The organism is Paractinoplanes polyasparticus, assembly GCF_019710575.1.
Classification (GTDB): domain Bacteria; phylum Actinomycetota; class Actinomycetes; order Mycobacteriales; family Micromonosporaceae; genus Actinoplanes; species Actinoplanes polyasparticus.
Genome location: NZ_JAHWFK010000016.1, coordinates 58,454 through 84,649 on the forward strand (window position 1 = coordinate 58,454; position 26,196 = coordinate 84,649).

Genomic DNA, 26,196 nt, shown 5'->3' on the forward strand with positions numbered 1-26,196 from the left:
GTCAGGAACGCGGCGAACTCGACCAAGGACACGTGGGGTGCGCGGCCAGCAGGTCGGCCGGCATCGGGACGAAGTCGGGCTCGGCCAGCTGGCGCGGGCTCACGTTGACCGAGACGTACTCCAGGTGGTCCGACCATTCGAGCGAGCGGATCACGGCCCGGCGGAGGACGTGCTCGCCCAAGCGGGACGACGAGGCCGGTCTCCTCGGCGGCCGGGATGAAGTGGCCCGGGCCGAGCAGGTCGCCCTCCGGGGTGCGCATGCGGACCAGGGCCTCGGCGCCGACGACGCGACCCGTGCCGGCGGCGACGATCGGCTGGAACCAGATCGGCAGGGTTTCGGTCGCCACGAAGGCGGCGCAGACCATGGTGAGGCCGAGCGCGACGAGAATCGACGGCAGCCGGCGCCCGGGCAGCACGGACGCGGCCCACGACACGTTCCCCCCGTCACCATGCGCTCAACTTCGGGGCACCCGGTTGCCGCCCGCAGGGCGACCCGGGAGCGAGCGGGTTGCGGCCCGCACGTGATCGTCGGCACATTGCGATACGGAGACGTTCCGTTTCGCAATCGGGTGGCGTTAGAGTGCTCAACTGATACGGAACGGTTCCGTATCGAAAACGGGGGGAACCTCATGGACGCATCAGCGGCCGCCCCCGCCGGGCACCCCCGGCGGTGGGTCATCCTCGGCGTACTGGTCATCAGCCTGCTGGTGGTCGTGCTCGACAACACCATTCTCAACGTCGCCCTGCGGACGATCGCCGACCCCGAGCACGGCCTCGGCGCCACGCAGAGCGAGCTGGAGTGGTCCATCAACTCCTACACCCTGGTCTTCGCGGGTCTGCTGTTCACCGCGGGCATCCTGGCCGACCGCCTCGGGCGCCGGATCACCCTGGTCGTCGGCCTGGCTGTGTTCGCGCTGGCCTCGCTGATCTCCAGCTACGCCCAGACGCCGGGGCAGCTGATCGGCGCCCGCGCGCTGATGGGCCTGGGTGCGGCGGCGGTCATGCCGGCCACCCTGTCGATCATCGCGAACGTCTTCTCGCCGCAGGAGCGCCCGCGCGCCATCGGCATCTGGGCCGGCGCCGTCGGCCTCGCCGTGGCCATCGGCCCGATCCTGGGCGGCCTCCTGCTCGAGCACTTCTGGTGGGGCTCGGTCTTCCTGATCAACGTGCCGGTCGCCGTGGCCGGCGTGATTCTCGTGCTCGTCCTGGTGCCGGAGTCCCGTGATCCGAAGCCCGGTCGCATCGACGTCTTCGGCGTCATCCTCTCGATCATCGGTCTCAGCCTTCTGACGTACGGGGTGATCGAGGGCGGCGAGGCCGGCTTCGGTGACCCGCTGTCGTGGGGCACGCTGGCCGGCGCCGTGGTCGTGCTGACCGCTTTCGTCTTCTGGCAGCTGCGCACCGAATTCCCGTCGCTGGACGTCCGGCTGTTCCGCAACCGCCAGTTCTCGGCCTCCACCGGCATGATCGGGCTGGTCTTCTTCGCCGCCATGGGCACGATGTTCTTCGGCGCGTTCTACCTGCAGCTGGTCCGCAACTACGGTCCGTTGGCCTCCGGCGCGCTGTTCGTCCCGTTCGCGGTCGGTCAGCTGGTCTTCGCCCCGCGCAGCGCGGCCATGGTCAAGCGGTACGGCCCCAAGGCGGTCAGCACGGTCGGCCTGCTGCTGGTCGCGGCCGGTCTCGCGGTCTGGATGTTCATCGGTCAGGACACCCCGATCTGGGTGGTCGGCGCGGCCTTCTTCATCATGGGCACCGGCATGGCCAACGTGATGCCGCCCGCCACCGAATCGATCATGGCGGCGCTGCCGCGGGAGAAGGCCGGGGTCGGTTCGGCCGTCAGCAACACGATCCGTCAGCTCGGCGGCGCGCTCGGCGTGGCTGTCCTCGGGGCCGTTCTCTCCTCGGTCTACCGCAGCAACCTGGGCAACGCCACCGACGGCCTGCCGGCCGGGGCGGCGGAAACGGCCCGGGAGTCGATCTCCGGTGCGTACGGGGTGGCCGAGCAGGCCGGCGCGGCCGCGCCGGCGCTGATCTCGCAGGCGAACGCGGCCTTCCTCGACGCGATGCACTACGCGGCGATCGGCTCGATGGTGTTCGCGCTGCTCGGCGCGCTGGTCGCCCTGCTCTGGCTGCCGGGCAAGCGCCCGGCCTCGGCCCCGAAGCCCACGAACTCCGAGGGGCTGGCCGAGGAGCAGGGCGTGGAACTGGTCGAAGCGTGACGCGTCGGTAACAATGAACCCCATGACCACGGCTCCAGTGGCCGGCCAGGAGCGCAAGGCGCCTGGCCGGCCCCGCAACGCCCTCGCCGACGCCGCCATCCTCCACGCCGTGCTCGACCTGCTCAGCGAGGGCCAGACCGTCGCCGCCATCTCGATCGAGGCGGTCGCCGCCAAGGCTGGGGTGGGCAAGGCGACGATCTACCGCCGCTGGGCCAACAAGGAAGCCCTGATCATCGACGCCGTCGCCGCGATGAAGGGCCCGCTGCCCGACCTGGCCGGCGAGTCGGTCCGTGACGACCTGGTCACATTGATCAAGGCCAATCGCAGCAGCCGCCAGCACAACTACGGCAAGGTGACGGCCTGCCTCATGCCCGAGCTGATGCGCGACGAGCAGATCATGGCCGGCTATCAGGCGGTCATCGAGCCGCGGCGCGAGATCATGCGGAACGTGCTGCGGCGCGGCGTCGGGACCGGCGAGCTGCGGGCCGACCTCGACATCGAACTAACGCTGCTCATGCTGGTCGGCCCGAACATGCTCAACGGCCTGTTCCCCGAGAGGCCCCGGGTGCCCCAGGAGGGATTCGCCGAGGCGCTGGTCGACGCGGTGCTGCGCGGAGCGGCCGCTTAGATGCGATACCGGGCGTGGGCCCACTGGCACCACGCCCGGTACGCGCCTTGAAGGGTCCGCGTCGCTCCCACCCCCGTTGCGGGAACGACCCCCCGTTTCGGATCCTGTCGGCAACACCCACAATGCCGCCCGTGTGGCATCCGGATGCGGAATCCGAACGAATCCGGATGTGCGCAGTGGCAGGAGGGGACTACCGTCGGTGCTTCAACTTCGGACGACCCCCCCGGAGCACTCCGTGTCGCAGTTCGCCGCGCTGCCCGACCCCGGGCTCGCGCAGACCCTCGACGAGGTCGCCGTCTGCCTGCGCCTGCTCAAGACCTGGGCCGGCAACCCGTCGTACGAGACCATCACGGCCCGCGTGAACACCCGCCGGCCGCCGGGGGAGCAGGTCGGCAAGACCACCGTCGTCGACTGCTTCCGGACGGGGCGCCGCCGGCTCGACCCCGACCTGGTCGTCGCGGTGGTCGAGGCCCTGCACGCCGACCCCGGCTACACCAACCAGTGGCGGCAGGCGTTGCGCGTGGCCAGCGGCGAGAGCCAGGGCGCGGGCGCCCAGGTGCGGGTTCTCGGCAGCCTGCCCGCCCTGCCGGCCGGCTTCGTCGGGCGTACGCCGGAAATCGCCCCCGGCCCGGTGACCGTGCTCTCCGGGATGGCCGGGTCCGGCAAGACGACACTCGCGCTGCAGACAGCCCACCGGCTCGCGACCACCCGGCCGTTCGACCACGTGCTCGCGGTCAACCTGCGCGGCAGCCATGCCGACCAGCCCCCGGCCGGCCCCGACGCGGTGCTCGACGGCTTCCTGCGCCTGCTCGGCGTCCCGGGGCAGCACCTGCCGCACGGCCTCGCGGCCCAGTCCGCGGGCTACCGGGCCCGGCTCTCCGGCGCCCGGGTGCTGGTGCTGCTCGACGACGCGGCCGACGATTCCCAGGTACGTCCCCTGACAGCCCCCGGTCCCGGCAGCGTCACCCTGGTCACCAGCCGGCGCGCCCTCGACGGACTGACCGACGCCCGGCACGTCCCGGTCGGCGTGCTGCGACCCGCCGAGGCTCGTGAGTTGCTGCTGACCGCGGCGCCGCCCGGAGCCGACCCTGCGGCGGCCGACCGGATCGCCGAGACCTGCGGATATCTGCCGCTGGCGCTGGCACGCGTGGTCGCCCACATGCGCGACAGGCCCGGCTGGACGTTGGCTGACCACGCCGACTGGCTGGCCGAGCGCCGCCGCTCCGGGCGTCTCGACCCCGCCGTACGGCAGGCTCTGGACGTCTCGTACCGCAACCTGCCCGCCCGGGCCCGCGAGTTGCTGCGCCTGCTCGCCCACCACCCCGGCCACAGTTTCGACGCGCCCGCGGCGGCTGCGCTCACCGGTGCGCCCGCCGACGACGCGCTGCGCGAGCTGTCCGCCCAGAACCTGCTGCTCCCGGCCGGCCCCGGCCGCTGGGCGATGCACGACCTGGTGCGCGTGTACGCCGCGGGCCGCTCGGCCGACGAGGACCGGCGCAGCGACCGGCGAGCCGCCCTGACCCGCCTGTTCGACCACCTGCTGACCACCGGCGCCGACGAGGCCGAGCTGGACGCCGCAGCCGAGTACGCCGCCGCCGAGGGCAGGCCCCTGCACGCGACCCGCCTGCGTGGTCACCAATCCGCCCAGTAGTTTCCACGGCAGAAAGTGGAGCTTCACCAGTCCGTCTGGCTCTTCGGGACTCCGGCTGACAGGGCGTACGTCTCCGCCTCGGCGCGGGCTCGCTCGTCGCCCTTGGGGTAGCGGAAGACCTTGCCGGGGAAGACGACGAACGTTTCGCTGTCGGTGTCGAAGCTGACGTACCAGCCGGGGCCGGTCAGCGTCCGGGCGAAGTGTCCGGCGAGTTCGCCGGGGTCGGCCTGGCTGGAGAACTCGACCACGGTCCAGACGCTCGGCTGTTCCGGCGTGCTGTCGGGCACTTCCAGGCGTGACAGTCTTCGCAGCGTCAGTTCGGAGTCGTCGAACACCGACCCCGGACGCAGGCTCTCGACGATGACCGCGCCGTTCAGCACGTCGGACCCCCCTCGGGTCGCAGGGCTCGGGCGAGAAGCTCGTACGCCTCCTCCACCGCGCCGGCCGCACTCGGCAGGACGGTGGTTGCCGGGCGCAGGCGTATGACCTCGGTCAGGTCGTCGTACATGCCGGTCAGCACAGCCGAGCCGCCGCCTCGCTCGATGAGCTGGTGGTGGTGGCGGATCCAGGGGTCGTCGCTGTCGCGGGCGCGGCGGTGGAACCGGTCGATCGCCGCCTCCCGGTCGTCGATCAGGACGACCTCGTGGAACGTTGCGCCGTGTTCGTGCGCGAGCTTCTCCAGCCCGGCGATCTCGCCGGCTCGCGAATGGTATTGGGGCAGGACGACATCGCGGCCGTCGTCGAGGTGGGTGGCGGCCATCGCGCGGACCAGGCGCCACACCACGGGCCAGGTGTCGGTCTGCTCGTCCTGCCACCCGCCCACCAGGTGGTGCACCGTGTCGACGTCGAGGTTCAGGGTGCCCGGGTGGCGGTCGGCCCAGAGCGCCGACAAGGTGGACTTGCCGATGCCCGGCGGGCCGTTCAGATGAACCAGTCGCGCCATCCCGCGACCTTATCGGAGCGCCGGGGTCCGCAAGGGGTCGGCGAGCAGGGCGGCGAAGCCCAGGTCGGCCGCGCCCAGCAGGGTGGCGTCGCCGGCCAGGGCGGAGAGGCGCAGGCGGGCCCGCTCGCGGGAGACGGGCATCGCGTGGCGGGCGATGCGGGCGGCCACCTGGGGGGCGGCGGCCTCGTAGACGTCCCGGAGCATGCCGCCGAAGATGACGACGCCCGGGTTGAACAGGTTGATCAGGTTGGCTACGCCGATGCCCAGCCAGTCGCCGATCTCGGCCACGGCCCGGGCGGCGGCGGGGTCACCGGTCACGGCGTCGCGGGCCACCGCTCGTACGGCGTCGGCGCCGGACGGGCCGGGGGCGCGGCCCGCGGCCGCCAGCAGGGCGTACTCGCCGGTCTCGGCCTCCAGGCAGCCTTGGGAGCCGCACAGGCACGCTCGGCCGTCGACCGGGTTGACCAGCATGTGGCCCACCTCGGCGCCGTAGCCGGCGTCCCCGCCCAGCAGTTTGCCGCCGACCAGGATGCCACCGCCCACCCCCACGTCGCCGTGCAGGTAGATCAGGTCGGGGACGCCCACGCCGGCGCCTCGTTCGTGTTCGGCCATCGCGCCCAGATGGGCCTCGTTCCCGACGGCGACGGGCAGGCCCAGGTCGAGCGCCTCGGCCAGTTCGGCGCCGAAGGCCTGATCGACCCAGCCCAGCTCGGGGCCGTAGCGGACCATGCCGTCGCCGGGGCGGATCATGCCGCAGTAGGAGGCGCCGATCCCCACGCACACCGCGGCCGGGGGAGCGGCGTCGATCAGGGACCGGCCCAGCGACACCAGCTTGCGGACCACCGTTTCGAGATCGACGCCGATGCGGCTGCGCGGGGCCGAGCGGCGGTCGAGGATCGTGCCGCCCAGGCCGACCCGGGCGGCCGTCAAGCGGTCGACCGCCACGTCGAAGGCGAGCACGAAAAACCGCGGCGACGGGCGCACGACCAGCGACGGGCGACCGGCTCCGGTCGTACCGGACGGGGGTTGCTCGCCGACCAGGCCGGCCGCCACCAGCTCGGCCGTGAGCGCCAGGATCGTGCTGCGGTTGACGCCCATCCTCATCGCCAGCGCGGCACGCGACAGCGGCCCGCTCACATGCACGTGGTGGAGCAGGGCGCCCAGGCTCGATCGGTGTCGGTGCATCTCACCGGCCATCAAACGCGCCGCAACCCCGGTTGCCAAGGGCCCGCGCGGGGAAGCGGGCCGTCAGGGGCGTACGGGGGTGGCCCGCCAGATGCGGTCGAGGTAGTCGGCGACCGTACGGTCGGAGGAGAAGAAGCCGCTGTTGGCCGCGTTCAGGATCGACATGCGCGTCCACCGCTCCTGATCCTGCCAGGCCGCCGACACGTCGTCCTGGGCGTCGACGTAGGACCGGTAGTCGGCCAGCGTGAGGTATTCGTCGCGGTCGAGAAGCGAGTGCGCCACGTCGTGTCCGACCCCGCCGAAGGCGCCGGCCAGAACGGCGTCCAGCGCTGCCTTCAGTTCCGGGTCCGAGTCGTAGTACGACCGGGGCTGGTACGCGGCGCCGCGCAGCGCGGCGGCGCCGGTCGCGTCCAGCCCGAACAGGAAGAAGTTCTCGTTGCCGACCCTGTCCCGGATCTCGACGTTCGCGCCGTCGAGGGTGCCGATGGTGATCGCCCCGTTCAGCGCGAGCTTCATGTTGCCCGTACCGGAAGCCTCCTTGCCGGCCATGGAGATCTGCTCGCTCAGATCGGCGGCCGGAATGATCTTCTCGGCCAGCGTGACGTTGTAGTTCGGTGGGAACACCACACGCAGCAGCCCGGACGCGACCGGGTCGGCCTCGATCGTCGCCGCCACCGCGTTGATCAGGTGGATGATCGACTTGGCTGCGGTGTACGCCGGCGCCGCCTTGCCGCCGAACAGGATCGTGCGCGGCACCCCGAACCGGCCCGGGTCGGACTTCAGCCGGTGATACAGCGTGATGATGTGCAGCAGCTTCAACTGCTGCCGCTTGTACTCGTGGAACCGCTTGATCATCACGTCGAGCAGCGCCCCGGGGTCGCCCAGGCCGAGGGCCGCCTTGGCCCGTCGCTTCTCGGCGCGCCACTGCGCCCGGAACGCGCTGTCCTCGGCCAGCGGCGCCAGTCCCGCCAGCAGCGACAGGTCGCGCAGCCAGGCGTCCGTGCCCAGCCCCGAGGTGATCAGCGTCGACAGCCCGGGGTTGGCCAGCCGCACGAACCGCCGCGGGGAGACGCCGTTGGTCACGTTGCGGAACCGGTCGGGCCACAGCGTCGCGAAGTCGTGGAAGGTCGTCGCCGTCAGCAGCTCGGAGTGCAGCTCGGCCACGCCGTTGACCGCGAACGTGCCGGTGACGGCCAGGTTGGCCATCCGGACCCGGCGCTCCGGCTCCTCCTGGATCAGGGACATCCGCCGTACGCGGTCGAGGTCGCCGGGGAAGCGGGAGCGGACCTCGCCGAGCAGCCCGTCGTTGATCCGGTAGATGATCTCGAGGTGCCGGGGGAGGAGCCGGCCCAGCACGGCCACCGGCCACGTCTCCAGCGCCTCGGGCAGCAGCGTGTGACAGGTGTACGCGAAACTCTGCCGGACGATCGACCAGGCCTGGTCCCAGTCCAGCCCCTCCTCGTCGACCAGCAGCCGCATCAGCTCCGGAATGGCCAGCGTCGGATGCGTGTCGTTGAGCTGGATGACCGCCTTGGCCGGGAACTCGGCCCAGTCGTGGTTGCGGAACCGGAACCGCCGGATGATGTCGCGCAGCGAGCACGACACCAGGAAGTACTGCTGCTTGAGCCGCAGCTCGCGGCCCGACTCGGTGCTGTCGTCGGGGTAGAGCACCTTGCTGATGTTCTCGGCCCGCACGGCCTGGTCGACGGCCTCGGCGTACTGCCCGGCCGAGAAGCGGGACAGGTCGAACGACGCCTCGGTGGCGCGGGCCCGCCACAACCGGATGAAGTTGACCGTCTCGGTGCCGTAGCCGGGAACCAGCAGGTGGCTCGGCTCGCCGTCGATGACCTCACCGGGCACCCAGCCGTCGGGACCGACGTGGCCGTAGAAGCCGACCCGGTTCCGGTCGTCCGGGGCCGGGAACTCCCACGGGTCGCCCTGGAAGGCCCAGTCGTCGGGCTTCTCGACCTGTTCGCCGTTCTCGAACGACTGCTTGAAGATTCCCAGGTCGTAGCGGATGCCGTAGCCGACCGCGGGAATGTCCATGGTGGCGAGCGAGTCGAGCAGGCAGGCGGCGAGCCGGCCGAGGCCGCCGTTGCCCAGGCCCGGCTCGACGTCGAGCGCGGCCACCTCGGCCGGGTCGAAGCCCAGGGCCTTGAGCGCGGCCGGCGCGACGTCGGTGGTGCCGCTGTAGAGCAGGTTCTGCTCCAGTTGGGGACCGAGCAGGTACTCCGCTGACAGGTAGTACACCCAGCGGGGGTTGCTGTCGTACTGCGCGGCCGCGGTGCGGGCGCGGCGGGCGGCGAGCCGGTCACGCACGGTGAGAGCCAGAGTCTCGTACGCGTCCTGCGCGCTGGCCGACTCGACCGTGGTGCCACGCCGGTAGTACAGGTTGCTGAGCAGGTCCTGCTCGAACTCTGCCGGCGTGCTCCCCAGCGGCCGCAGCCCGTGACGAAGGTCCATGCCCGCAGCCTTCCGCACCCAGGTGTCCGGCAACAGAAGGGGGGCGACTTCTCGACAAAGGTCACACCAAGGCAAGGTCAACGTCAAGGTCAACGTCAAGGTCAACTTCAAGGTCAAGTTCGTGCTGTCGTGGCGGGGTGGGGGGTGCAGACCGTCGCTCACGCCGAGGGCCCGGGCGGGCCGAGCAGGCGCTGGCGCGCCTGAACGCTCGGCCCACCCGGGCGACCTGAGTGAATGGTGGCGCTCGAAACGTCAAACCCAGCGGCGTGCTCGAAACGTCAAACCTAGCGGCGCGCTCGAAAGGTCAAACACCCAGCGGGCGCTCGGAAGGGTCAGCGAGCGTCGGCGTAGTCGGCGTCGGGGAATCTGTCGTACATGAGGTCGCCCTCGATGCCGTGCTCGACGAGCATCTTGAGGGAGGCGAGCACGAGGGTGAAGCCGGACATCGTCTCCACGGCGACGGCGGCGGGTTCGTCGCCGCCGAACTCGGTGACCCGGATCCCGACGAGGGTGGCGTCGCCGCGGTCCTCGAACGTGATCGTGAGCGGCTGACCGTCGTCCCAGCGCAGGTCGAGCTGCCGGCCGGGTTCGGCCGCGAGGACCTCGACGTCGGTCTCGGCGCCGGCGATCTTGAAGGCCCAGCGCACCCGGGCGCCGGTCTCGAGCCGTCCTGAGCTGTGCGCGAGCCAGAACTTCCGGATGATTGCGGGATCGGCGAAGGCCTCGTAGACCTCGGCCGACGGTCGGCGGACGAGCAGGGAGACGTCGACCACGGGCGTCCAGGTGCTCATGGTGGTCACCACATCACGGGCGTGGACGGCCCGCAACCCGCCACGCTGCCGTGAACATGCCGTTTCCGGTTCGTTGACAGGGCGTCACCGGATCGATCAGGATGACTCCATGTCGCGAATCTGGGAGCGCTCCCGCACGGTGGCCATAGTGGGGTCAGCCGTACTGCTGGCGGCCGGGGCCGCCGCGCCGGCTGCCCACGCCGCCGAGGTGGAGCAGGTGGTCAACGGTGGTTTCGACAACGGCACGGCGCCGTTCTGGGCCAATGCGGAGATGACGCTGGCGCTCGAGGACGGCCGGGCCTGTGTGGACGTGCCGGGGGGCACGGCCAACAAGTGGGACGCGATCGTCGGGCAGAACGACATCGACCTCGTGGCGGGGGAGAACTACCGATTCTCGTTCGACGCGAGCGGGGCTCCCGCCGGGCGCAGCGTCCGCGCGGTGGTCGGCCTGGCCGTCGACCCCTACGACACGTACTTCGAGCAGTCGCCCGTGCTCGGTGACACCCAGCATTACGAGTGGACGTTCACCGCCGGCACGACGACGGCTCAGGCCCAGATCGCCTTCCAGCTCGGCGGCAGCCCCGAGCCGTGGCGGTTCTGCCTGGACAACGTCTCCCTGGTCGGCGGCGTCCCGCCCGAGGTGTACGAGCCCGACACCGGCCCGCGCGTGCGGGTCAACCAGGTCGCGTACCTGCCGAAGGGCCCGAAGGCGGCCACCCTGGTGACCACCGCGACCGCCGCCCTGCCCTGGCAGCTGGCCGACCGGACCGGCAAGGTCGTGGCGCGCGGCCAGAGCAAGCCCCGGGGCGTCGACGTCTCGTCCGGGCAGAACGTGCACACCATCGACTTCGGGCGCTACATCCGCAAGGGAAGCGGCTACACGCTGACGGCCGACGGCGAGACCAGCCGCCCGTTCGCGATCGGCGCCGACGCGTACGAGAAGCTCCGCTCCGACGCGCTCAAGTTCTATTACACCCAGCGCAGCGGGATCGCGATCGACGACGCCCTGCGGCCCGGCTACGGCCGCCCGGCCGGGCACGTCGACGTCGCGCCCAACCAGGGTGACGGGAACGTTCCCTGCCAGGCCGGGGTGTGCGACTACCGGCTCGACGTGCGCGGCGGCTGGTACGACGCCGGCGACCACGGCAAGTACGTCGTCAACGGCGGCATCTCGGTGTGGGAGCTGCTCAACGCGTACGAGCGCAGCCCCGGCCTGAAGAAGGTCGGCCTGAACATCCCGGAGAGCGGCACCCGCACCCCCGACCTGCTCGACGAGGTGCGCTGGGAGCTCGACTTCCTGCTCCGCATGCAGGTGCCGGCCGGTCAGCCGTACGCCGGCATGGCCCACCACAAGATCCACGACCAGGCCTGGACCGGGCTGCCCCTGATGCCGCACCTCGACCCGCAGCCGCGTGAGCTGCACCCGGTGTCGACCGCGGCCACGCTCAACCTGGCCGCCACCGCCGCCCAGGCCGCGCGCATCTACAAGACGTACGACCCCGCCTTCGCCCAGAAGGCGCTGGCCGCCGCCCGTACCGCCTACGCGGCCGCCCAGGCCAACCCCGACCGGCTCGCCCCCGAGTCCGACGGTGTCGGCGGTGGCGCCTACAACGACGCCAAGGTCTCCGACGACTTCTACTGGGCCGCGGCCGAGTTGTTCCTGACCACGGGGGAGAAGAAGTACCAGGCGGATGTGCTCTCGTCGCCCGAGCACACCGCCGACGTGTTCGGCGCCGGCGCCTTCGACTGGGGGAACACCGCCGCAGCGGGTCGCCTGGACCTGGCGCTGGTGCCGAACCGCCTGCCCGGCCTGGCCGCGGTCAAGGCGTCGGTGATCGCCGGGGCCGAGAAGTACCTGGCCATCCAGCGCAACCACGCGTACGGCGTCCCCTACGCCCCGGCCAACAACATGTGGGACTGGGGCTCCAACAGCACGATCCTCAACAACATGGTCGTCATCGCGGCGGCGCACGAGCTGACCGGCCGCGACAAGTACCGCGACGGCGTGCTGACCGGCCTCGACTACATCTTCGGCCGCAACGCGCTCAACATCTCGTACGTCACCGGCTACGGCACGGTCAGCTCGCAGAACCAGCACAGCCGCTGGTACGCCCGGCAGCTCGACCCGGCCCTGCCCAACCCGCCGAAGGGCACGCTGGCCGGCGGGGCCAACTCGTCGATCCAGGACCCGTTCGCGCAGAGCAAGCTCACCGGCTGCGTCGGCCAGTTCTGCTACATCGACGACATCCAGTCGTGGTCGACCAACGAGCTGACCATCAACTGGAACGCGCCACTGGCCTGGATCGCCGCGTACGTGGCCGAGCTCTAAAAGGGATCGCCCCGGTGGCGCGGGTGAGTCTACGGTGACGGAATGTCCGCCGAAGCCGCCCGCGCCGCCGAGATCCTGAACCAGCTCGCCACCCCGGTGCGGTTGCGGGCGTTCGCCGAACTCGTGCGCCGGGGCGCCGAGGGCGCCTCGATCGCCGAGCTGGCCTACACGATCGACGTTCCCGTGCAGGCCGCCGGCGAGACCCTGGCCCGCCTGGTTGGCGCGGGCCTGGCCACCGGCACGGGCAACGGGATCTACCGCGCGTCTCCCGGCATCCTGCGCGAGACCGCGCAGGCCCTCGACCGCGAGCAGCCGATCACCGTGTTTCTCGGCGACTATCCGCAGCTGCGCGGCAGTTTCACCCACGGGCGCCTGACGACGATGCCGCCCACCCTCAGCGAGCGCTACGCCCTGCTCGGCGAGCTGCTGGCCCGCTTCCTGGCGCTCGAGGGCCTGCACGACGAGGGTGAGATCAACCGGCGGCTGTCCGCGGTCACCGACGACGTGGCGGCGGTGCGCCGCATGCTCGTCGAGACGGGCTGGCTCGAACGCGACCAGGCCGGCACGACGTACGGCGCCGGCCGCCCGGCGCCGCAGCAGGCCCGCATGATTTGACCCGCGTCCAGCGGGTATTCCGTCAGGCTATGGCGCTGCCGATCGAGGACTACGCGATCATTGCCGACACCCAGACGTCCGCGCTCGTCGGGCGGAACGGTTCGATCGACTGGCTCTGCGTGCCGCGTTTCGACTCCGGCGCCATCTTCGCCGCCCTGCTCGGCGACGAGAAGAACGGCCACTGGACGATCGCTCCGGACGGTGACTTCGTCGCCCGCCGGAAGTACCGCGACGAGACCATGGTGCTCGAGACGGAGTTCGAGACCGCCGGCGGCGTGGTGCGCCTGATCGACTTCATGCCGCCGCGCAACGAGTCCCCGACGGTCGTCCGGATCGTCGAGGGCGTGCGCGGCGAGGTGCCGATGACCATGGTTCTCCGACTGCGGTTCGACTACGGCAACGTGGTGCCCTGGGTCTATCGGGAGCAGGACGACCTGGTCGCGGTGGCCGGACCGGACGCGGTCTGGCTGCGGACACCCGCCGCCCTGGAGGGCGAGAACCTGGCGACGGTGGCCGGCTTCACCGTCCGCGCCGGCGACCAGGTCCCGTTCGTGCTCACCTGGCGGCCGTCGCACCTGACCCGCCCCGAGCCGATCGACGCCGTGCACCAGCTGGGCGTCACCGAGGGCTACTGGCGGGGCTGGATCTCGGCCTGCACGTACGAGGGGGAGTGGCGCGACGCGGTGGTCCGCTCCCTGCTGACGCTCAAGGCCCTGACGTACGCGCCCACGGGTGGCATCGTCGCGGCGGCCACCACGTCGCTGCCGGAGAAGCTCGGCGGCGTCCGCAACTGGGACTACCGTTTCTGCTGGCTGCGCGACGCCACGATCACGCTGCAATCGTTGCTGTACAGCGGTTTCCAGTCCGAGGCCACGGCCTGGCGCAAGTGGCTGCTGCGCGCGATCGCCGGCAACCCGGCCGAACTGCAGATCATGTACGGCGTGGCCGGCGAACGGCGCCTCGACGAGTACATCGCGCACTGGCTCACCGGGTACGACGGCAACCCCGTACGCATCGGTAACGCCGCCGCCGAGCAGTTCCAACTCGACGTGTACGGCGAAGTGATGGACGCCCTGCACCAGGGCCGCCGCGCCGGGCTGAAGGCCGACGACCCGTCGTGGGGCCTGCAGGTCAAACTGATGGAGTTCGTCGAGCAGCACTGGCGCGACCCCGACGAGGGCATCTGGGAGGTGCGCGGCGGCCCGCAGCAGTTCGTCCACTCCAAGCTGATGGCCTGGGTGGCCGCCGACCGCGCCGTGAAGGCGGTCGAGGAGTTCGACCTGGACGGCCCGCTCGACCGCTGGGCCGCCCTGCGCGACGAGATCCGGGACGAGATCCTGACCCAGGGCTACGACCGGCAGCGCAAGACGTTCACCCAGTTCTACGGATCGTCCGAGCTGGACGCCGCGCTGCTGATGGTGCCCCTGGTCGGCTTCCTGCCGGCCGACGACGAACGCGTGGCCGGTACGGTCGCCGCCATCGAGCAGGAGCTGCTGGTCGACGGCTTCGTCCAGCGCTACACCCAGCATCCCGGCACCGACGTGGACGGCCTGCCCCCGGGCGAGGGCGCCTTCCTGGCCTGCACGTTCTGGCTGGCCGACAACTACGCCCTCATGGGCCGTCACGACGAGGCCAGGGAGACCTTCGCCCGCCTGCTCGCCCTGCGCAACGACGTGGGCCTGCTCTCCGAGGAGTACGACACCGAGGCCGGCCGCCTGGTCGGCAACTTCCCCCAGGCCTTCAGCCACGTCCCCCTGATCGACACCGCCCGCACCCTGACCGCGGCGCTGGCCCCGACCGAGGCCCGGGCCGGCGAAGGCCTCCGCTGAGTCACCGGCGGTGCCAGGATGATCCAATGCCGTACGGATACGTCAACTCGATGAAGACCAGGGCCGGCCGCCGCGACGAGGTGGCCGCCATCCTCACCGGCGGAGCCGACGGGCTGCGCGCGGCCGGCTGCCGCCTCTACGTGGTGGGTCTGGACGCGGCCGACGACGTCACCATCTGGGTGACCGAGGTGTGGGAGTCGAAGAAACACCACGACGCATCGTTGCAGCTGCCCGAGACACGCGCCGCGATCACCCAGGCCATGCCCATGCTGACCGGCGAGTTCAGCAGCCGCGAGACGATCATCGCGGGCGGTCTCGGGGTCACCGCCGGCTGAGCCGCTTTTGTCGTACCGCCCTGTCATTCTCTCTGCCATGACTGAGCAACGGGTAGCGGTGGTGACCGGTGCGAGCCGGGGAGTGGGCAAGGGGATCGCGCTCGCGCTCGGCGCGGCCGGGCACGTCGTCTACGTGACCGGCCGTTCGACGGGCGATCGGGTGACCTTCCCGGCGGTGGGCGGCACGGTCGACGAGACGGCCCGGGCGGTGACCGCCGCCGGCGGCACCGGCGTGGCCGTGGCCTGCGACCATACCGACGACGAGCAGACGGCCGCGCTGTTCGAGCGCGTGCGGGCCGAGCACGACGGGTTCGACCTCCTGGTCAACAACGTGTGGGGCGGCTACGCCGCCTACCACGAGGACCGCCACACGGACATGGAAGGGCCGTTCTGGCAGCAGCCGTTGCGCGTGTGGGACGACATGTTCGCGTCCGGTGTCCGTGCGCACTACGCGGCGACCGTGCTCGCGGTGCCGGTGCTTCGGCCCGGTGCGCTTGTCGTCACGGTGTCGTTCTTCCCCGGCAGCTACCTCAACGGGGACGACCAGGTCGCGTACAGCGTGGCCAAGGCGGCCGACGACCGGATGGTCGCGGTGACCGCCGCTCAGCTGGCCACCCGCGACGTCACCGCGGTCGCCCTGTATCCCGGGCTCGTTCGCACCGAAGGCGTGATGCGGGCCGCGAGCTTCTTCGACCTGTCCAACTCGGAATCCCCCGAGTTCGTCGGCCGGGCGGTCGCGGCCCTGGCGGCCGATCCCGACGTACGGCGTCACACCGGCCGCTGCCTGGTCGCGGCCGAGGTGGCTGCCGAGTACGGCTTCACCGACCTGGACGGCTCCCGCCCATCGTCCATCCGCACGCACTTCGCGGAGCGCGGCACCGCCGACGCTGTTCCAGCTCAGGAGCCACTGTCACACGAGCAGCCTTCGAAGCTCGGATAGCCGGTCGAACAGGTCGGGCAGGCCGCGTACTCCGTTGCGTGCGGACTCGTGCGACAGCGCGAGGTCGGGGCCGGTGCTCGCCTCGCCACCGGCGAGGCAGCGCACGATGTTCCACCGGGTGAACCCCAGCCAGCCGCCGACCATGAACACGAACCAGCTCGGACCCGGCGGCGGCAGCGTTCCGCCCCCGGCGACGTAACCATCGAGAACCGAGTGGAAGATCGCGGGCCTGATGTCGTCGAGCCCGGCCCCCTTCGCGAGGCTGAGCGCGGTCGAGCCCAGCTCGCCGGACAGGTCCAGCATCCCCGAGAGCTCCCAGTCGAGCACCACCGGCCGGCCGTCGCGGGCGAGCAGGTTCCACGGCTGGATGTCCCGGTGCGTCAGCACGACGGGGCCGGGCCGCTCACAGGTGTCGACGAACCGGGCGATCGCGAGGAACGTCTCGACCTGGGCAGCGAGTTCGCCGCCCCACGGCTGCCCGGTGGCCGTCGCCCGCTCGGCGAGCTCGGCCCAGTCGTACGGCACCGGGTCCTCGCCGGGCGCGGTGGTCCACTCGACGTCGAGCGCGTGCAGGCGCGCCAGGATCTCGCCGATCTCGAACGCGTACGCCGCCGACACGGGTTCTTCCGGGATCTTCTCGCCCTCGACCCACCGGTGGACGAGCATGTCGTGGCCGGCCGAGATCGGCTCCGGCATCGGGATGCCGGCGGCGAAGGCCGCCCGCTCGAACCGGAACACGTCCTCGGCGCGGTAGGCCGACCGGCTCAGCTCCTTCACCGCGAACGATCCCCGGTCGGTGTCGAGCCGGAACATCCGGTTCGCGAACCCACCGTGCACGCGAACCATCGGACCGACCGGCGTGCCGAGATGCGAGAGGTCCACCTTGGGCAATTTAGATCCGGCAGACTGTCCACGCACCCGCTTTACTTCGGGATGGGTGCTCAGAGCGACGACGAGGTCGCCCGGGCGATGTTCCTCGGCCGTGCGACGGTCAAGACGTACCTGAACCGCCTCCTGAGCAAGCTGCGCCAGCGCGGCCGGGTGCAAGCCGTTGTGCTGGCCGACGAAACCGGGCTGATCCAGCTGGGCGACGAGACAGGGGGCTGACGCCCCCGGCGTTGCTCCGGCGGAGGTCGGTGATCGTTACCGGTCGGCATGTTCTCGCGCGGACGGTCATCGACCGGGCCGGCTCGCCCCCGGCGTCCAACGTGTAGTGGCGGCATAGGCGGCGGAGACGTAGTCGCGGCTTCGGTCGGCTCCCAGGATCCCGGGTGCCATGCGGTTCATGACGTACGCGATGGTCAGGCGGCGGTCCAGGTCGACGACGGCCATGGAGCCACCCCAGCCACCCCAGTAGGCGACCCGTCCGGTCGGTATCCACGGCAGGGTGCGCGGGTCGGCGATGGCGAAGCCCAGACCCCACCGTACGTGCAGGCCGTTGACCAGATCTGTGCCGTTGGTCTGTTCGTCGAGGATCCGGGCCGAGGCGCCGGGCCGGAGCAGCCGGGACGTGCCTGCCACGCCGTCGCGGGAGAGCGCGGACAACATGGTCGCCACCCCGTGGGCGGTGGTGTGGCCGTTGGCGGCGCCGATCTCCGCGGCCCGCCACGCGGCAGTGTTGGCGTCGTCGGCGGTGAAGGCGGGACCGGTGAACGTTCTGGCGGCCGGGCCGTCCGCGTCGAGGTTGCCGGGCGCGGCCGGCGGAGGCGCGATCACATCGGCGACCCGGGCCAGGTCGGCCGGGGCCACGCCGAGCTGAAAGTGGCCGCGAGCGGGCCGGCGACCTCCTGGGCGATGAAGTCACGCAGGGTTCGTCCGTCGACCCGGCGCACCAGTTCGCCCAGCAGTGTCCGTAGGTGAGCACGTGATAGCCGGAGGCGGTGCCCGGCGTCCACCACGGCGCCTGACCGGCCAACCGTCCGGCGGCGCGCTGCGTGTCGTAGAGGTCGGTCAGGGTGGCCGGTTGGTCGAGCAGGTGGGTCACGTCTGCGTGCGGTCATCTGCCCGATCGTCATAGGCACAGCGGTTTCTGCTGCTTGTCCCACGTCGCCGTCATGGCAGGACGGCGATCCTCCGGACAACCGCCGGTAAGGATCGCCGCAAGGCCGGCTCGATTTCAGGTAGTGCCTTCGCCGTCCTGCGCCGACGCCCGGGTGGCGGCCAGGTGGTGCAGGACGCCGCCGGTCCAGGGCGGGAATCCGGCGGCGAGCACCGAGGCCACGTCGGCGCCGGCCTGGTCGATCACCAGGCCGGCCTCGAGCGCGCGACGGGCGGCGTCGGCCATGGCGTCGGGCTCGGGTCCGGCGTCCAGCAGGGTCTGGACGAACGAGGTGCTGCCGTCGTGGATCATCACGGGGATGCCACCCGCGGCGCGGACCTCGGCGGCCGCTTCGGGGGAGCCGCCGGTGATCTCGACGACCGGTGCTCCCGGGGCGAAGAACACGGCGGCCAGCGGGTTCGCGACGACCTGCGGAAACCTGCGAACAGTGGGCCCGGGCGCGGCGGCCCGGGACTTCGCCGGTTGCGAGGGTCCGGCGACGGTCCGCATGGCGTAGAACAGGTAGCTGAGGGCCGGGAACTCGGGTGCGCTCAGCAGCGTACGGAAAGCGGCCGTTTCGATCTCGAAGGCCTGCTCCATCGGTGCCGCCGCGCTGGCGACAGCCACGTCCAGGACCGCCGCCAGCGCCCGGACCGGGGAACCCGCAGACCTGCGGCGTACTTCGTCGGCGAGGCCGGGTGGCTCCTCGGCGCCGCCGGGAATCTGATAACCGGGCTGCTCCCAGCGCTGCCGGAACGGGCCTCGGGGTTGGGCCAGCACCCAGGTGTGAGCGGCGCTCACCACGTCGTCGGCGAGTTCGTCGACCAGGCCGGCGGCCAGTGCCTGCGCGGGGTGGAAAGCGGTGCCGGGACCGACGATGTCCAGGACGGCTGCGGTGATGCCGGAAAGGCGGGTCACCCGGACCACGCCGCCCCCGCCGGGCATGATGCCCATCCCGGTCTCGGCGAGCGACCAGATCGCCGACGGGTTCGCCGTCCCGACACGATGATGGCAGGCCAGCGCGATCTCGAAGCCGCCGCCGAGCGCCGAGCCGTTGAGCGCGGCGGCGACCGGCCGGCCCAGCGTCTCCAGCCGGCGGGCCTGGTCGCGCAGCGGCACCAGCAGGTCGTAGGTCTCGGCGGCCTCCTCCGCGGTGATCTCGCCCGGCTCGAAATCCGGCCCGGAGACGAACGACCGCTTCGCCGACGTGAGCACCACGCCGCGCAGACGGTCCAGGTGCGCGGTCAGATCGTCGAGACACGCGGCGAACCCGTCGTAGTGCCGTCGGTTGAGCATGTTGGCGGTGCGGCCGGGATCGTCCAGGGTCACCGTGACCACGCCGTCGGCGTCCCAGACCCAGCGGACCGCCCCGAACTGTTGGATGTTCGTCATACCGTCAGGCTAGGCGAAGGTATGACGATCGTCCAACGGTAGTGTGGGGGTGTGGCGAGCGACGACGACCCGGTACCCGACATGCGCGGCGTAGCTCTGGTCGACGTGTTGCGGGCGGTCGCCGACCCCATCCGCTTGCGCATCGTGCAGACCCTCGCCGACGGCCGGCAGCACGGCAAATGCGGGACGCACTGGAACTTCGGCGTGCACAAATCGACCATGACGCATCACTTCCGCATACTCCGGCAGGCGGGACTGACCCGCACCACCGTGGCCGGCCGCACCCATGCGATCGAGCTGCGGCGGGACGAACTGGATGCGCGCTTTCCGGGGCTGATCGCCGCGCTGATCGCCGAGCCGGGCGGGCGATCCCACCGATCGGCTGTCGGCGACGAAGCCTACGGCCGTCACCCCCGCTGAACGCCGATCACCAGCGGATGGCTGGGCTGAAGCGCATGTTCACCGCGGGTGGTTGGCCTACGCCCTGGTGGCTCTCGTAGCACGCCCGTTGCGCTGGCGTCCGGAGCGCCAGTAACAGGCGTAACTGGTGGATCATGAGGTGCGGTCGGGGATTGCGCGGAGCCGGTCGAGGGTCTCGGCGAGGTCGAGTGTGGCTTGACAGGAGTCGATTCGCTTGTCGTATCCGGTGGCCAGGCCGCGCCAGTGTTTGCGCCGGTTGAAGCCGCGTTCGACCTCGTTGCGTTGGCGGTAGGCGGCCGGAGGCGAGACAACATCGAGGCGCCTGCCGGCCATCTCCACGTACGGGTGAACCGGGCCGCGTCGTTGAACTGGGGCTGACCGCGGGACGTGGCGGCAGTAAAGGTGTCTCGTGCAGGGGAGAGCAACTGTGACCAACATTCATCGCCTGACGTCCGCCGTGGCCGCGGTCTTGATCGCCACTCTCGGCCTAGCGGTTGCATCTACGCCTGCTTCCGCCGTAACTGGATCCGATGTCGGGAACTGCCTCTACTCCATCGGGATCTACGAGACCCACCTCGGCATCCCGCGCAAGGTGGTTTTCAGCGGACCGGTGGGGCCAGGGCAGCAACTACCTGCTACGGCCGTCGTAGTGAACGGCAATATCGATGTTGCGGGCAACTACTCCTGCTCGGCGGCAACAGTTCAGTTCAGGCTACAGACGAAGGTCTGCGGCACGTTCGGCTGCGACTGGAAGACCAAGTCTGAGACGAACACCGTGCGCTTGCCCGCCGATGGCCGCGTACCGACCGAACTACGTATGGACTGCCGGCAAGGAACACACTCCTACCGACTTCAAGCCGCCGTCACGCATGTCGAACTGACCCCGGAGGACAACGCTGGCAGATGGTATCCGCAGCTCACTACCGTAACGAACAACCACGAGGGGCTGGACGACAAGATCGCCTGTTAGCAAGTACATCGGCGCGGCCCCGACCTCCCACACGGGGTAAGTCGGGGCCGAGTCATGTTCGGCGGGCGGGCACGGTCTGCGCGGCCGGGAGCGCCGATTCCCGAGCCGCGCCTTGAAGATGCAGAGAAAGTTCTCACCTGCTCAACAGGCAGCGCATGTCCTCCGAGTGCGGATGTCACGCCGGCTCAGGTCCCGGACGCGGCTGAGGTCGCGGTGGCGGAGATGCGGCGGGAGCATCCACGGTGGGGATCCCGCAGGATACGTCCGGAGATGCTGCGCAAGCCGGCTGCTTGGTCCAGCGGAACTCTGACGGTGCCCTCGGAACGCACGATCGACCGGATCCTGCGACGTCAGGGGCTGCTGCGGTCGCGGCCGCGGAAACGGCCGAGGGATTCGTTCGTGCGGTGGGAACGTCCGGCGGCGATGCAGTTGTGGCAGCTCGACATCGTCGGCGGTCTGCAGCTGGTGACGCCGGCGACCGGGGTGCTGGGGACGCGAGGTTGATCACCGCCGTGGATGACCATTCCCGGTGCTGTGTCATCGCGAAGGTGGTCGAGCGGGCCACCGCCCGCGCCGTCTGCCTGGCCCTGGCCGAGGCGCAGGTTCTGTCCGCATGTGCTGCGAAAAACGCCACCACCGCCGATATGCAGTAGGGTTTGGGCTCGCTTCACAGGGGCGTGCCGGTAGAGCGGGTCAACGGGGCGCACAGCCTGCAGCACGAGGCCTCCGAGTGCGCAGCTCGTCAGCGGTTGGTCAGGCTGAAGTGCATGTAGTCCTTGAGGCTGGTCCAGCGGCCACCCCAGTGGAAGCCGTTCCAGAGGAAGGCCCGGGCGGCGCCGTCGCGGTGGATCATGCCGATCAGGTACTGGCTGCGGTTCAGGTAGAAGGCGCTGTTCGCCGGCGAGAGGGAACTGCCGCGCAGCATCGGGTTCTGGAACGGGTTGATGTCGATGGCTGTGCCGGTGGCGTGTTCGGACCAGACCCCTGTGCCGCCTACGTTTCGGCAGTTGTAGCCGGCGGTCACCACGGCCATGTTGCGTTGCTGGGGCATGTTGACGCGCATGGGGGCCATGGCCATGATGCGGAAACGCCAGTTGTAGAGGATCCGGAAGACCTGCTGAGCGCGGCGAGCCACGTCGTAGCGGACGACCACGCTGCCCACATGGTAGGTGCCGTTGAAGTCTATGTAGGACACCCAGACCTTGCGCAGGTTGCCGGCGATCACGGGGCAACCGGGCTTCCAGTTCACCTCGGCGGCGGTCACCGGGAGGATCTTGGACTGGAACGGGGGCAGCAGGGCCGGCGGTTCGGTCAGGCGCAGCACGGCGTCGGGCTGGATCGCGTTGTTCAGCGGGAGCTGGTTCCAGGCGGCCAGGTTCTTGGCGCTCACGTTGTAGCGGGCGCCGATCCAGCTCAACGTCTCACCGGGACGGACCACGTGCCACGCCGCCGCTGCCCGGCCTGCCGCTGCGGCCTGAGCGGGAATCAGGAACAGCGCGAACAGCAGGGCGGTCAGGGCGGCGGCAGGGAGTCTCTTGGGCACGGGTACAGACCGTACGAAGGGACTCGGGCGTGTCGCAGGAAAACGTGAAACTTACCCAAGTTAGGCGAGCGCCACCGGCACGGGTTGCAGGGTGACGCGTACGGGCGTGCCGGGCGTCAGCGAGCCGAGCCGGTCGGTCGCCACCTGGGCCACCACCAGGACGTCCCCGACCGTGACGGTGACCTTGCTGATCGGACCCAGGAAGCTGGTCGTCAGCACCCGGCCGTTGCCGTCGGTCTCCGGTGTGACCTGCACGGACTCCGGTCGTACGAGGGCCGTGACCGCAGCCGGCGACGCGGGCGCGAGCAGCGGCAGCAGCGTGCCCAGCACCTCGACCTCCTGGCCCACCACGCGGCCGGGAAGCCGGTTGCTCAAGCCCACGAACTCGGCCACGAACGGCGTCGCGGGAGTCAGGTAGATGTCGGCCGGGGCAGCCAGCTGCTCCAGCTTGCCGGAGCGCATGACACCCACCCGGTCGGCCACGGCGAGCGCCTCCTCCTGGTCGTGCGTGACGAACAGCGTCGTCGTGCCGACCTCGGTCTGGATGCGGCGGATCTCGTCGCGCAGCTGCACGCGCACCTTCGCGTCCAGCGCCGACAGCGGCTCGTCGAGCAGCAGCACGCTCGGCTCGATGGCCAGCGCCCGGGCCAGGGCCACCCGCTGCTGCTGGCCACCCGACAGCTGGTGCGGGTAGCGGTCGGCGAACTGGGCGATCCCGACCAGCTCCAGCATCTCCTTCGCCCGTGCGGACGACTTCGAACGGCCGCGCAGTGACAACCCGAACGACACGTTGGCCTGGGCGGTCAGATGCGGGAACAGGCTGTACGCCTGGAAGACCATGCCCATGTCGCGCCGGTTGGCCGGCTGGCTGGTGACGTCCTTGCCGCCCACGAGCACCTGCCCGCTGTCGGCGTCCTCGAGGCCGGCCAGCACGCGCAGCGCCGTCGTCTTGCCGCAGCCGGACGGGCCGAGCAGCGCTACGAACTCGCCCGGCTCGATGGACAGGTCGAGGTTGTCGAGGGCGTGCACGGTGCCGAACGTCCGGCGCAGCCCGTTGAGATGTACGGCAACGCCGGTCATGCGGCAGGCTCCTTGAAAGGGGTCGGCGTGGACTTGCGACGCCCACCCAGCAGGGACAACAGAAGCAGCAGGACGAAGGCGAGCAGCAACGCGGTCAGCGAGACCGCCACCGACATGGTCGCGCTGCTCTTGCCCAGGAAGTTGATGGCGACCTGCAGGTTCGTGCGGTTGAGCAGCGACGCGATGGTGAACTCGCCGAGCACCAGCGCCACCGTCAGGAACGCGGCCGAGAGCACCGCCGAGCGGATGTTGGGCAGCACGACCCGCCACATCACCGTGCCCCAGCCCGCGCCCAGCGACCGGGCCGCCTCGGCCAGCGTTTTCACGTCGATCGCCGACAGCCCGGCGTCGATCGCGCGGTAGGCATAGGGCAGAACCAGGACGGTGTACGCGAAGACCAGCGTCAGCGACGAGCCGCCGAAGAAGTACGTGACCCAGGCGTAGACCGGCGCCAGCCCCACGACCAGCACGATGGCCGGGATCGTGAGCGGCAGCAGGCACAGGAACTCGACGACGCGGCGCAGCTGGGGCAGCCGCAGACGGACCCAGACGGCCGTCGGAACCAGCAGCACCAGCATCAGCAGGGCCGTGAGCGCCGCCTGCGACAGCGACGACGTGATGCCCTCGGCCAGCGCCGGATACCGCTCGCTCAGCTCCGGCCAGTCGACCAGCGCGGGCCAGGTCGACGGGTCGCGCGTCGAGAACTCGACCATCGCGATGAGCGGCAGCACGAAGAATACGCCGAGAACGATCAGAACCGTCCACCGGAACGCGCGCTGCTTGCGCGCGCGACGGGCTGTCACCCCAGCCATTTGGACGTCCGTTTCTGCAGCAGCGTGTACAGCGCCATCACGACCGACACGACGACGACCATGCCCAGCGCCATCGCCTTGCCGACGTTCTGCTGGCCGAGCAGCACCTCACTGGTCAGGGCGCCGCGGATCTGCAGCGGCACGAGCGGGGAGCCCTGGCTGACCAGGGCGGCCGCGGTGGCGTACGCGGAGAAGCTGTTGGCGAACAGAAGCAGCGCCGAGCCGAGGAAAGCGGGGGCGAGCAGCGGACCCGCGACCCGGGTCCAGTACTGCCAGGTCGTGCCGCCCAGGCTCTCGGTCGCCTCGCGCCACTGGGGACGGATGCCGTCGAGCGCGGGCAGGAACACGATCACCATGAGCGGGATCTGGAAGTACGTGTAGACGAGGGTGAGCCCCGGCAGTTCGAAGAGCCACACGCCGTTCTCGTACAGGTTGACGTTGAACGTGTCCTGCAGCCAGACGGTGATGAAGCCGGACAGGCCGATGGTGGCCAGGAACGCGAACGCCAGGGTGACGCCGCCGAACTGGGCGAGGACGCCGGCCGCCGCGGTCACCACCCGGCGCAGCACGCCGTCGGGCTTCGCGGTCACCAGGGCGTACGCCAGCAGGGCGCCCAGCACCGCGCCGACCAGCGCGCTGATGGCCGAGAGCGCGATGCTGCGGCCGAAAGCGTCCAGGATGTACGAGTTGCCGAGCGCCTTGACGCTGTCGAGGCTCGCGCCGCCCTCGTTGCCCGCGAACGCGCCGATCACCACGACCAGCGTCGGGATGACCAGGAAGATCGTCACGTAGGCGAAGAACGGCACCGTGCCGAGCAGGGCGGTGACGCCCCGCAGGCGTGGCCGCCGGGCCACGCGCTGCGGGACGGCCGCGACGGTCTCAGCCAATGGCCTTGGCCCAGTCCGAAGCCAGGATTTCCTTGGCCTTGGTGTTCTGGGCCTCGGTCGGGATCACCGGGCTGCCGTCGATCTTGGGCAGGGCCGCGAACGCCGTCTTGTCGATCGTGCCGGCCTTCTCCATGGCGTCGGCCCGCACGGGACGGGCGCCGCCCTTGAGCCACAGGTTCTGGCCCTCGTCGGAGTAGAGGAACTCCTGCCACAGCCGCGCGGCGGCCGGGTGCGGGGCGTCCTTGTTGATGGCCTGCGCGTAGTACGAACCCAGGACCGCGCCGGTGGGGACGAAGGTCTTCCAGGTCTTGAGCTTGGTGGCCTCGGCCGCGTTCAGGTAGTCCCAGTCGAAGACGACCGGGGTCTGACCGGACTGGATGGTGGCCGAGTCGGGGTCGACCGGCAGCAGGTTGCCGGCCTTCTTGAGCCGGCCGAAGTAGTCGACGCCGGGCTTGATGTCTTCGACGGTGCCGCCGTTGCCGAGCGAGGCGGCCTGCACGGCGCCGAACGCGGAACCGGCCTGGGTCGGGTCGCCGTTGAGCGCGACCTTGCCCTTGTACTCGGGCTTGAGCAGGTCGGCCAGGCTGGTCGGGGCCGGCACCTTGGCGCTGTCGTAGCCGACCGACATGTAGCCGCCGTAGTCGTTCGTCCAGGCGCCGTTGGCTTCCTTCAGGTTGTCCGGGATCTCGCTGTGCTTCTCGACCTTGTACGGCGCGAACATGGCCACGTTGGCCGTGGCGACCGCGGCGCCGAGGTCGAAGACGTCGGGGGCGCCGTCCTGACCCTTGAGCTGGTTGGCCGCGTTGATCTCGTCCTGGCTGGAGCCGTCGGGCTGGGCCGAGTTGACCTTGATGCCGTACTTGTCGCCGAAGGTCTTGATGATCTCGCCGTAGTTGGCCCAGTTCGGCGGCAGGGCGATGACGTTGAGCTGACCCTCGGCCTTGGCCGCCTCGACCAGTTTGTCGAGGCCGCCCAGGTCGGCCGCGCTGGTGGCGGCGGCCGCGCTCGAGCCCGAGGACTCGGACTCCTTCTCGGGCGGCGAGCAGGCCGTGGTCGCGGCTATGGTGGTGGCCGCCACAGTGACGGCGATCGTGCGGATGAATGGACGCACCGTTGTTCCTCCCTC

General features: G+C 70.6%; 26 protein-coding genes and 2 pseudogenes. 12 read left to right on the forward strand and 16 right to left on the reverse strand.

Translation table 11 applies throughout. The features are described from left to right. Position 1: 1 nt before the first annotated feature. Positions 2–181: an EAL domain-containing protein gene (locus tag KXC43_RS51000; protein ID WP_255644339.1), complete on the reverse strand. Its 180-nt coding sequence runs from the start codon at positions 179–181 to the stop codon at positions 2–4. A gap of 52 nt (positions 182–233) precedes the next feature. Continuing rightward, positions 234–365 (reverse strand): annotated as a pseudogene (locus KXC43_RS51005) (hypothetical protein); the annotation flags it as partial. 264 nt (positions 366–629) lie between these two features. Here KXC43_RS51005 and KXC43_RS18535 point away from each other — a divergent pair. The 3 genes from KXC43_RS18535 (at position 630) to KXC43_RS18545 (ending at position 4,498) form a co-directional block, all read left to right on the forward strand. Then, positions 630–2,219 carry an MFS transporter gene (locus tag KXC43_RS18535; protein ID WP_221377331.1) on the forward strand — a complete coding sequence of 530 codons (1,590 nt, stop codon included), beginning with the start codon at positions 630–632 and terminating at the stop codon, positions 2,217–2,219. Between the two features lie 22 nt (positions 2,220–2,241). After that, complete coding sequence (locus KXC43_RS18540; protein ID WP_255644321.1) at positions 2,242–2,847, forward strand: TetR/AcrR family transcriptional regulator; 606 nt, start codon at positions 2,242–2,244, stop codon at positions 2,845–2,847. 235 nt (positions 2,848–3,082) lie between these two features. Continuing rightward, on the forward strand, positions 3,083–4,498 hold the full coding sequence (locus tag KXC43_RS18545) for an NB-ARC domain-containing protein (protein WP_221377333.1): 1,416 nt from the start codon (positions 3,083–3,085) through the stop codon (positions 4,496–4,498). 23 nt (positions 4,499–4,521) lie between these two features. Here the strand turns inward: KXC43_RS18545 and KXC43_RS18550 are convergent, their stop codons facing one another. From KXC43_RS18550 to KXC43_RS18570, 5 genes are all read right to left on the reverse strand, one after another. After that, a complete protein-coding gene (locus KXC43_RS18550) occupies positions 4,522–4,878 on the reverse strand; it encodes an RNA-binding protein (RefSeq protein WP_221377334.1) in 357 nt (118 codons plus the stop codon). Continuing rightward, on the reverse strand, positions 4,872–5,441 hold the full coding sequence (locus KXC43_RS18555; protein WP_221377335.1) for an AAA family ATPase: 570 nt from the start codon (positions 5,439–5,441) through the stop codon (positions 4,872–4,874). The genes KXC43_RS18550 and KXC43_RS18555 overlap by 7 nt, the downstream gene beginning before the upstream one ends. A 9-nt stretch (positions 5,442–5,450) precedes the next feature. Further along, a complete protein-coding gene (locus KXC43_RS18560; RefSeq protein WP_221377336.1) occupies positions 5,451–6,626 on the reverse strand; it encodes an ROK family transcriptional regulator in 1,176 nt (391 codons plus the stop codon). A 63-nt stretch (positions 6,627–6,689) separates the two neighbouring features. After that, the gene (locus KXC43_RS18565) at positions 6,690–9,089 is read right to left on the reverse strand and encodes a glycogen/starch/alpha-glucan phosphorylase (RefSeq protein WP_221377337.1); all 2,400 of its coding nucleotides are present in this window, start codon (positions 9,087–9,089) and stop codon (positions 6,690–6,692) included. Positions 9,090–9,421: 332 nt separating this feature from the next. Further along, complete coding sequence (locus KXC43_RS18570) at positions 9,422–9,880, reverse strand: SRPBCC domain-containing protein (RefSeq protein ID WP_221377338.1); 459 nt, start codon at positions 9,878–9,880, stop codon at positions 9,422–9,424. A 109-nt stretch (positions 9,881–9,989) separates the two neighbouring features. Here KXC43_RS18570 and KXC43_RS18575 point away from each other — a divergent pair, with 109 nt between their 5' ends. From KXC43_RS18575 to KXC43_RS18595, 5 genes are read left to right on the forward strand one after another with little or no spacing between them, the layout of a single operon-like run. Then, positions 9,990–12,209, forward strand: coding sequence for a glycoside hydrolase family 9 protein (locus KXC43_RS18575; RefSeq protein WP_221377339.1), 2,220 nt, complete (start codon positions 9,990–9,992; stop codon positions 12,207–12,209). 42 nt (positions 12,210–12,251) lie between these two features. Beyond that, positions 12,252–12,824, forward strand: coding sequence for a DUF2087 domain-containing protein (locus KXC43_RS18580; protein ID WP_221377340.1), 573 nt, complete (start codon positions 12,252–12,254; stop codon positions 12,822–12,824). Positions 12,825–12,853: 29 nt separating this feature from the next. Beyond that, complete coding sequence (locus KXC43_RS18585; RefSeq protein ID WP_221377341.1) at positions 12,854–14,653, forward strand: glycoside hydrolase family 15 protein; 1,800 nt, start codon at positions 12,854–12,856, stop codon at positions 14,651–14,653. A 26-nt stretch (positions 14,654–14,679) separates the two neighbouring features. Next, a complete protein-coding gene (locus tag KXC43_RS18590) occupies positions 14,680–14,988 on the forward strand; it encodes a putative quinol monooxygenase (protein WP_221377342.1) in 309 nt (102 codons plus the stop codon). A gap of 37 nt (positions 14,989–15,025) precedes the next feature. Next, positions 15,026–15,928 carry an SDR family oxidoreductase gene (locus KXC43_RS18595; protein WP_221377343.1) on the forward strand — a complete coding sequence of 301 codons (903 nt, stop codon included), beginning with the start codon at positions 15,026–15,028 and terminating at the stop codon, positions 15,926–15,928. Here KXC43_RS18595 and KXC43_RS18600 read toward each other — a convergent pair. After that, positions 15,899–16,810, reverse strand: coding sequence for a phosphotransferase family protein (locus tag KXC43_RS18600; RefSeq protein WP_221377344.1), 912 nt, complete (start codon positions 16,808–16,810; stop codon positions 15,899–15,901). The genes KXC43_RS18595 and KXC43_RS18600 overlap by 30 nt on opposite strands. 51 nt (positions 16,811–16,861) lie before the next feature. On the opposite strand from KXC43_RS18600, the gene KXC43_RS18605 reads away from it, so the two are divergent. After that, a complete protein-coding gene (locus tag KXC43_RS18605; protein ID WP_255644322.1) occupies positions 16,862–17,035 on the forward strand; it encodes a LuxR C-terminal-related transcriptional regulator in 174 nt (57 codons plus the stop codon). Positions 17,036–17,101: 66 nt separating this feature from the next. Here the strand turns inward: KXC43_RS18605 and KXC43_RS18610 are convergent. Together KXC43_RS18610 and KXC43_RS18615 are read right to left on the reverse strand one after the other, a co-directional pair. After that, positions 17,102–17,692, reverse strand: a pseudogene (locus KXC43_RS18610) (serine hydrolase); the annotation flags it as partial. A gap of 352 nt (positions 17,693–18,044) precedes the next feature. Next, positions 18,045–19,358, reverse strand: coding sequence for an enoyl-CoA hydratase/isomerase family protein (locus KXC43_RS18615; RefSeq protein WP_221377347.1), 1,314 nt, complete (start codon positions 19,356–19,358; stop codon positions 18,045–18,047). A 51-nt stretch (positions 19,359–19,409) separates the two neighbouring features. Between KXC43_RS18615 and KXC43_RS18620 the strand changes: the two genes are divergently transcribed. Then, complete coding sequence (locus KXC43_RS18620; protein ID WP_221377348.1) at positions 19,410–19,778, forward strand: ArsR/SmtB family transcription factor; 369 nt, start codon at positions 19,410–19,412, stop codon at positions 19,776–19,778. A gap of 132 nt (positions 19,779–19,910) precedes the next feature. Here KXC43_RS18620 and KXC43_RS18625 read toward each other — a convergent pair whose 3' ends face one another. Next, complete coding sequence (locus KXC43_RS18625; RefSeq protein WP_221377349.1) at positions 19,911–20,117, reverse strand: hypothetical protein; 207 nt, start codon at positions 20,115–20,117, stop codon at positions 19,911–19,913. 88 nt (positions 20,118–20,205) lie between these two features. On the opposite strand from KXC43_RS18625, the gene KXC43_RS18630 reads away from it, so the two are divergent. Beyond that, positions 20,206–20,748, forward strand: a complete 543-nt coding sequence (locus KXC43_RS18630) for a hypothetical protein (RefSeq protein WP_221377350.1) — start codon at positions 20,206–20,208, stop codon at positions 20,746–20,748. A gap of 500 nt (positions 20,749–21,248) precedes the next feature. Continuing rightward, the gene (locus KXC43_RS18640; RefSeq protein WP_221377352.1) at positions 21,249–21,401 is read left to right on the forward strand and encodes a hypothetical protein; all 153 of its coding nucleotides are present in this window, start codon (positions 21,249–21,251) and stop codon (positions 21,399–21,401) included. A gap of 89 nt (positions 21,402–21,490) precedes the next feature. Here the strand turns inward: KXC43_RS18640 and KXC43_RS18645 are convergent, their stop codons facing one another. The 5 genes from KXC43_RS18645 to KXC43_RS18665 are packed head-to-tail and all read right to left on the reverse strand — an operon-like array spanning position 21,491 to position 26,181. Then, positions 21,491–22,291: a M15 family metallopeptidase gene (locus KXC43_RS18645; RefSeq protein ID WP_221377353.1), complete on the reverse strand. Its 801-nt coding sequence runs from the start codon at positions 22,289–22,291 to the stop codon at positions 21,491–21,493. Positions 22,292–22,351: 60 nt separating this feature from the next. Then, positions 22,352–23,371, reverse strand: a complete 1,020-nt coding sequence (locus KXC43_RS18650) for an ABC transporter ATP-binding protein (protein ID WP_221377354.1) — start codon at positions 23,369–23,371, stop codon at positions 22,352–22,354. Further along, positions 23,368–24,183 carry an ABC transporter permease gene (locus tag KXC43_RS18655; protein WP_221377355.1) on the reverse strand — a complete coding sequence of 272 codons (816 nt, stop codon included), beginning with the start codon at positions 24,181–24,183 and terminating at the stop codon, positions 23,368–23,370. Before KXC43_RS18655 ends, KXC43_RS18650 begins: the two co-directional genes overlap by 4 nt. Next, positions 24,171–25,070 (reverse strand): ABC transporter permease, encoded by a 900-nt coding sequence (locus KXC43_RS18660; protein WP_255644323.1) that lies wholly within the window; start codon positions 25,068–25,070, stop codon positions 24,171–24,173. Before KXC43_RS18660 ends, KXC43_RS18655 begins: the two co-directional genes overlap by 13 nt. After that, on the reverse strand, positions 25,063–26,181 hold the full coding sequence (locus tag KXC43_RS18665) for an ABC transporter substrate-binding protein (protein WP_308129142.1): 1,119 nt from the start codon (positions 26,179–26,181) through the stop codon (positions 25,063–25,065). Before KXC43_RS18665 ends, KXC43_RS18660 begins: the two co-directional genes overlap by 8 nt. Positions 26,182–26,196 lie beyond the last annotated feature (15 nt).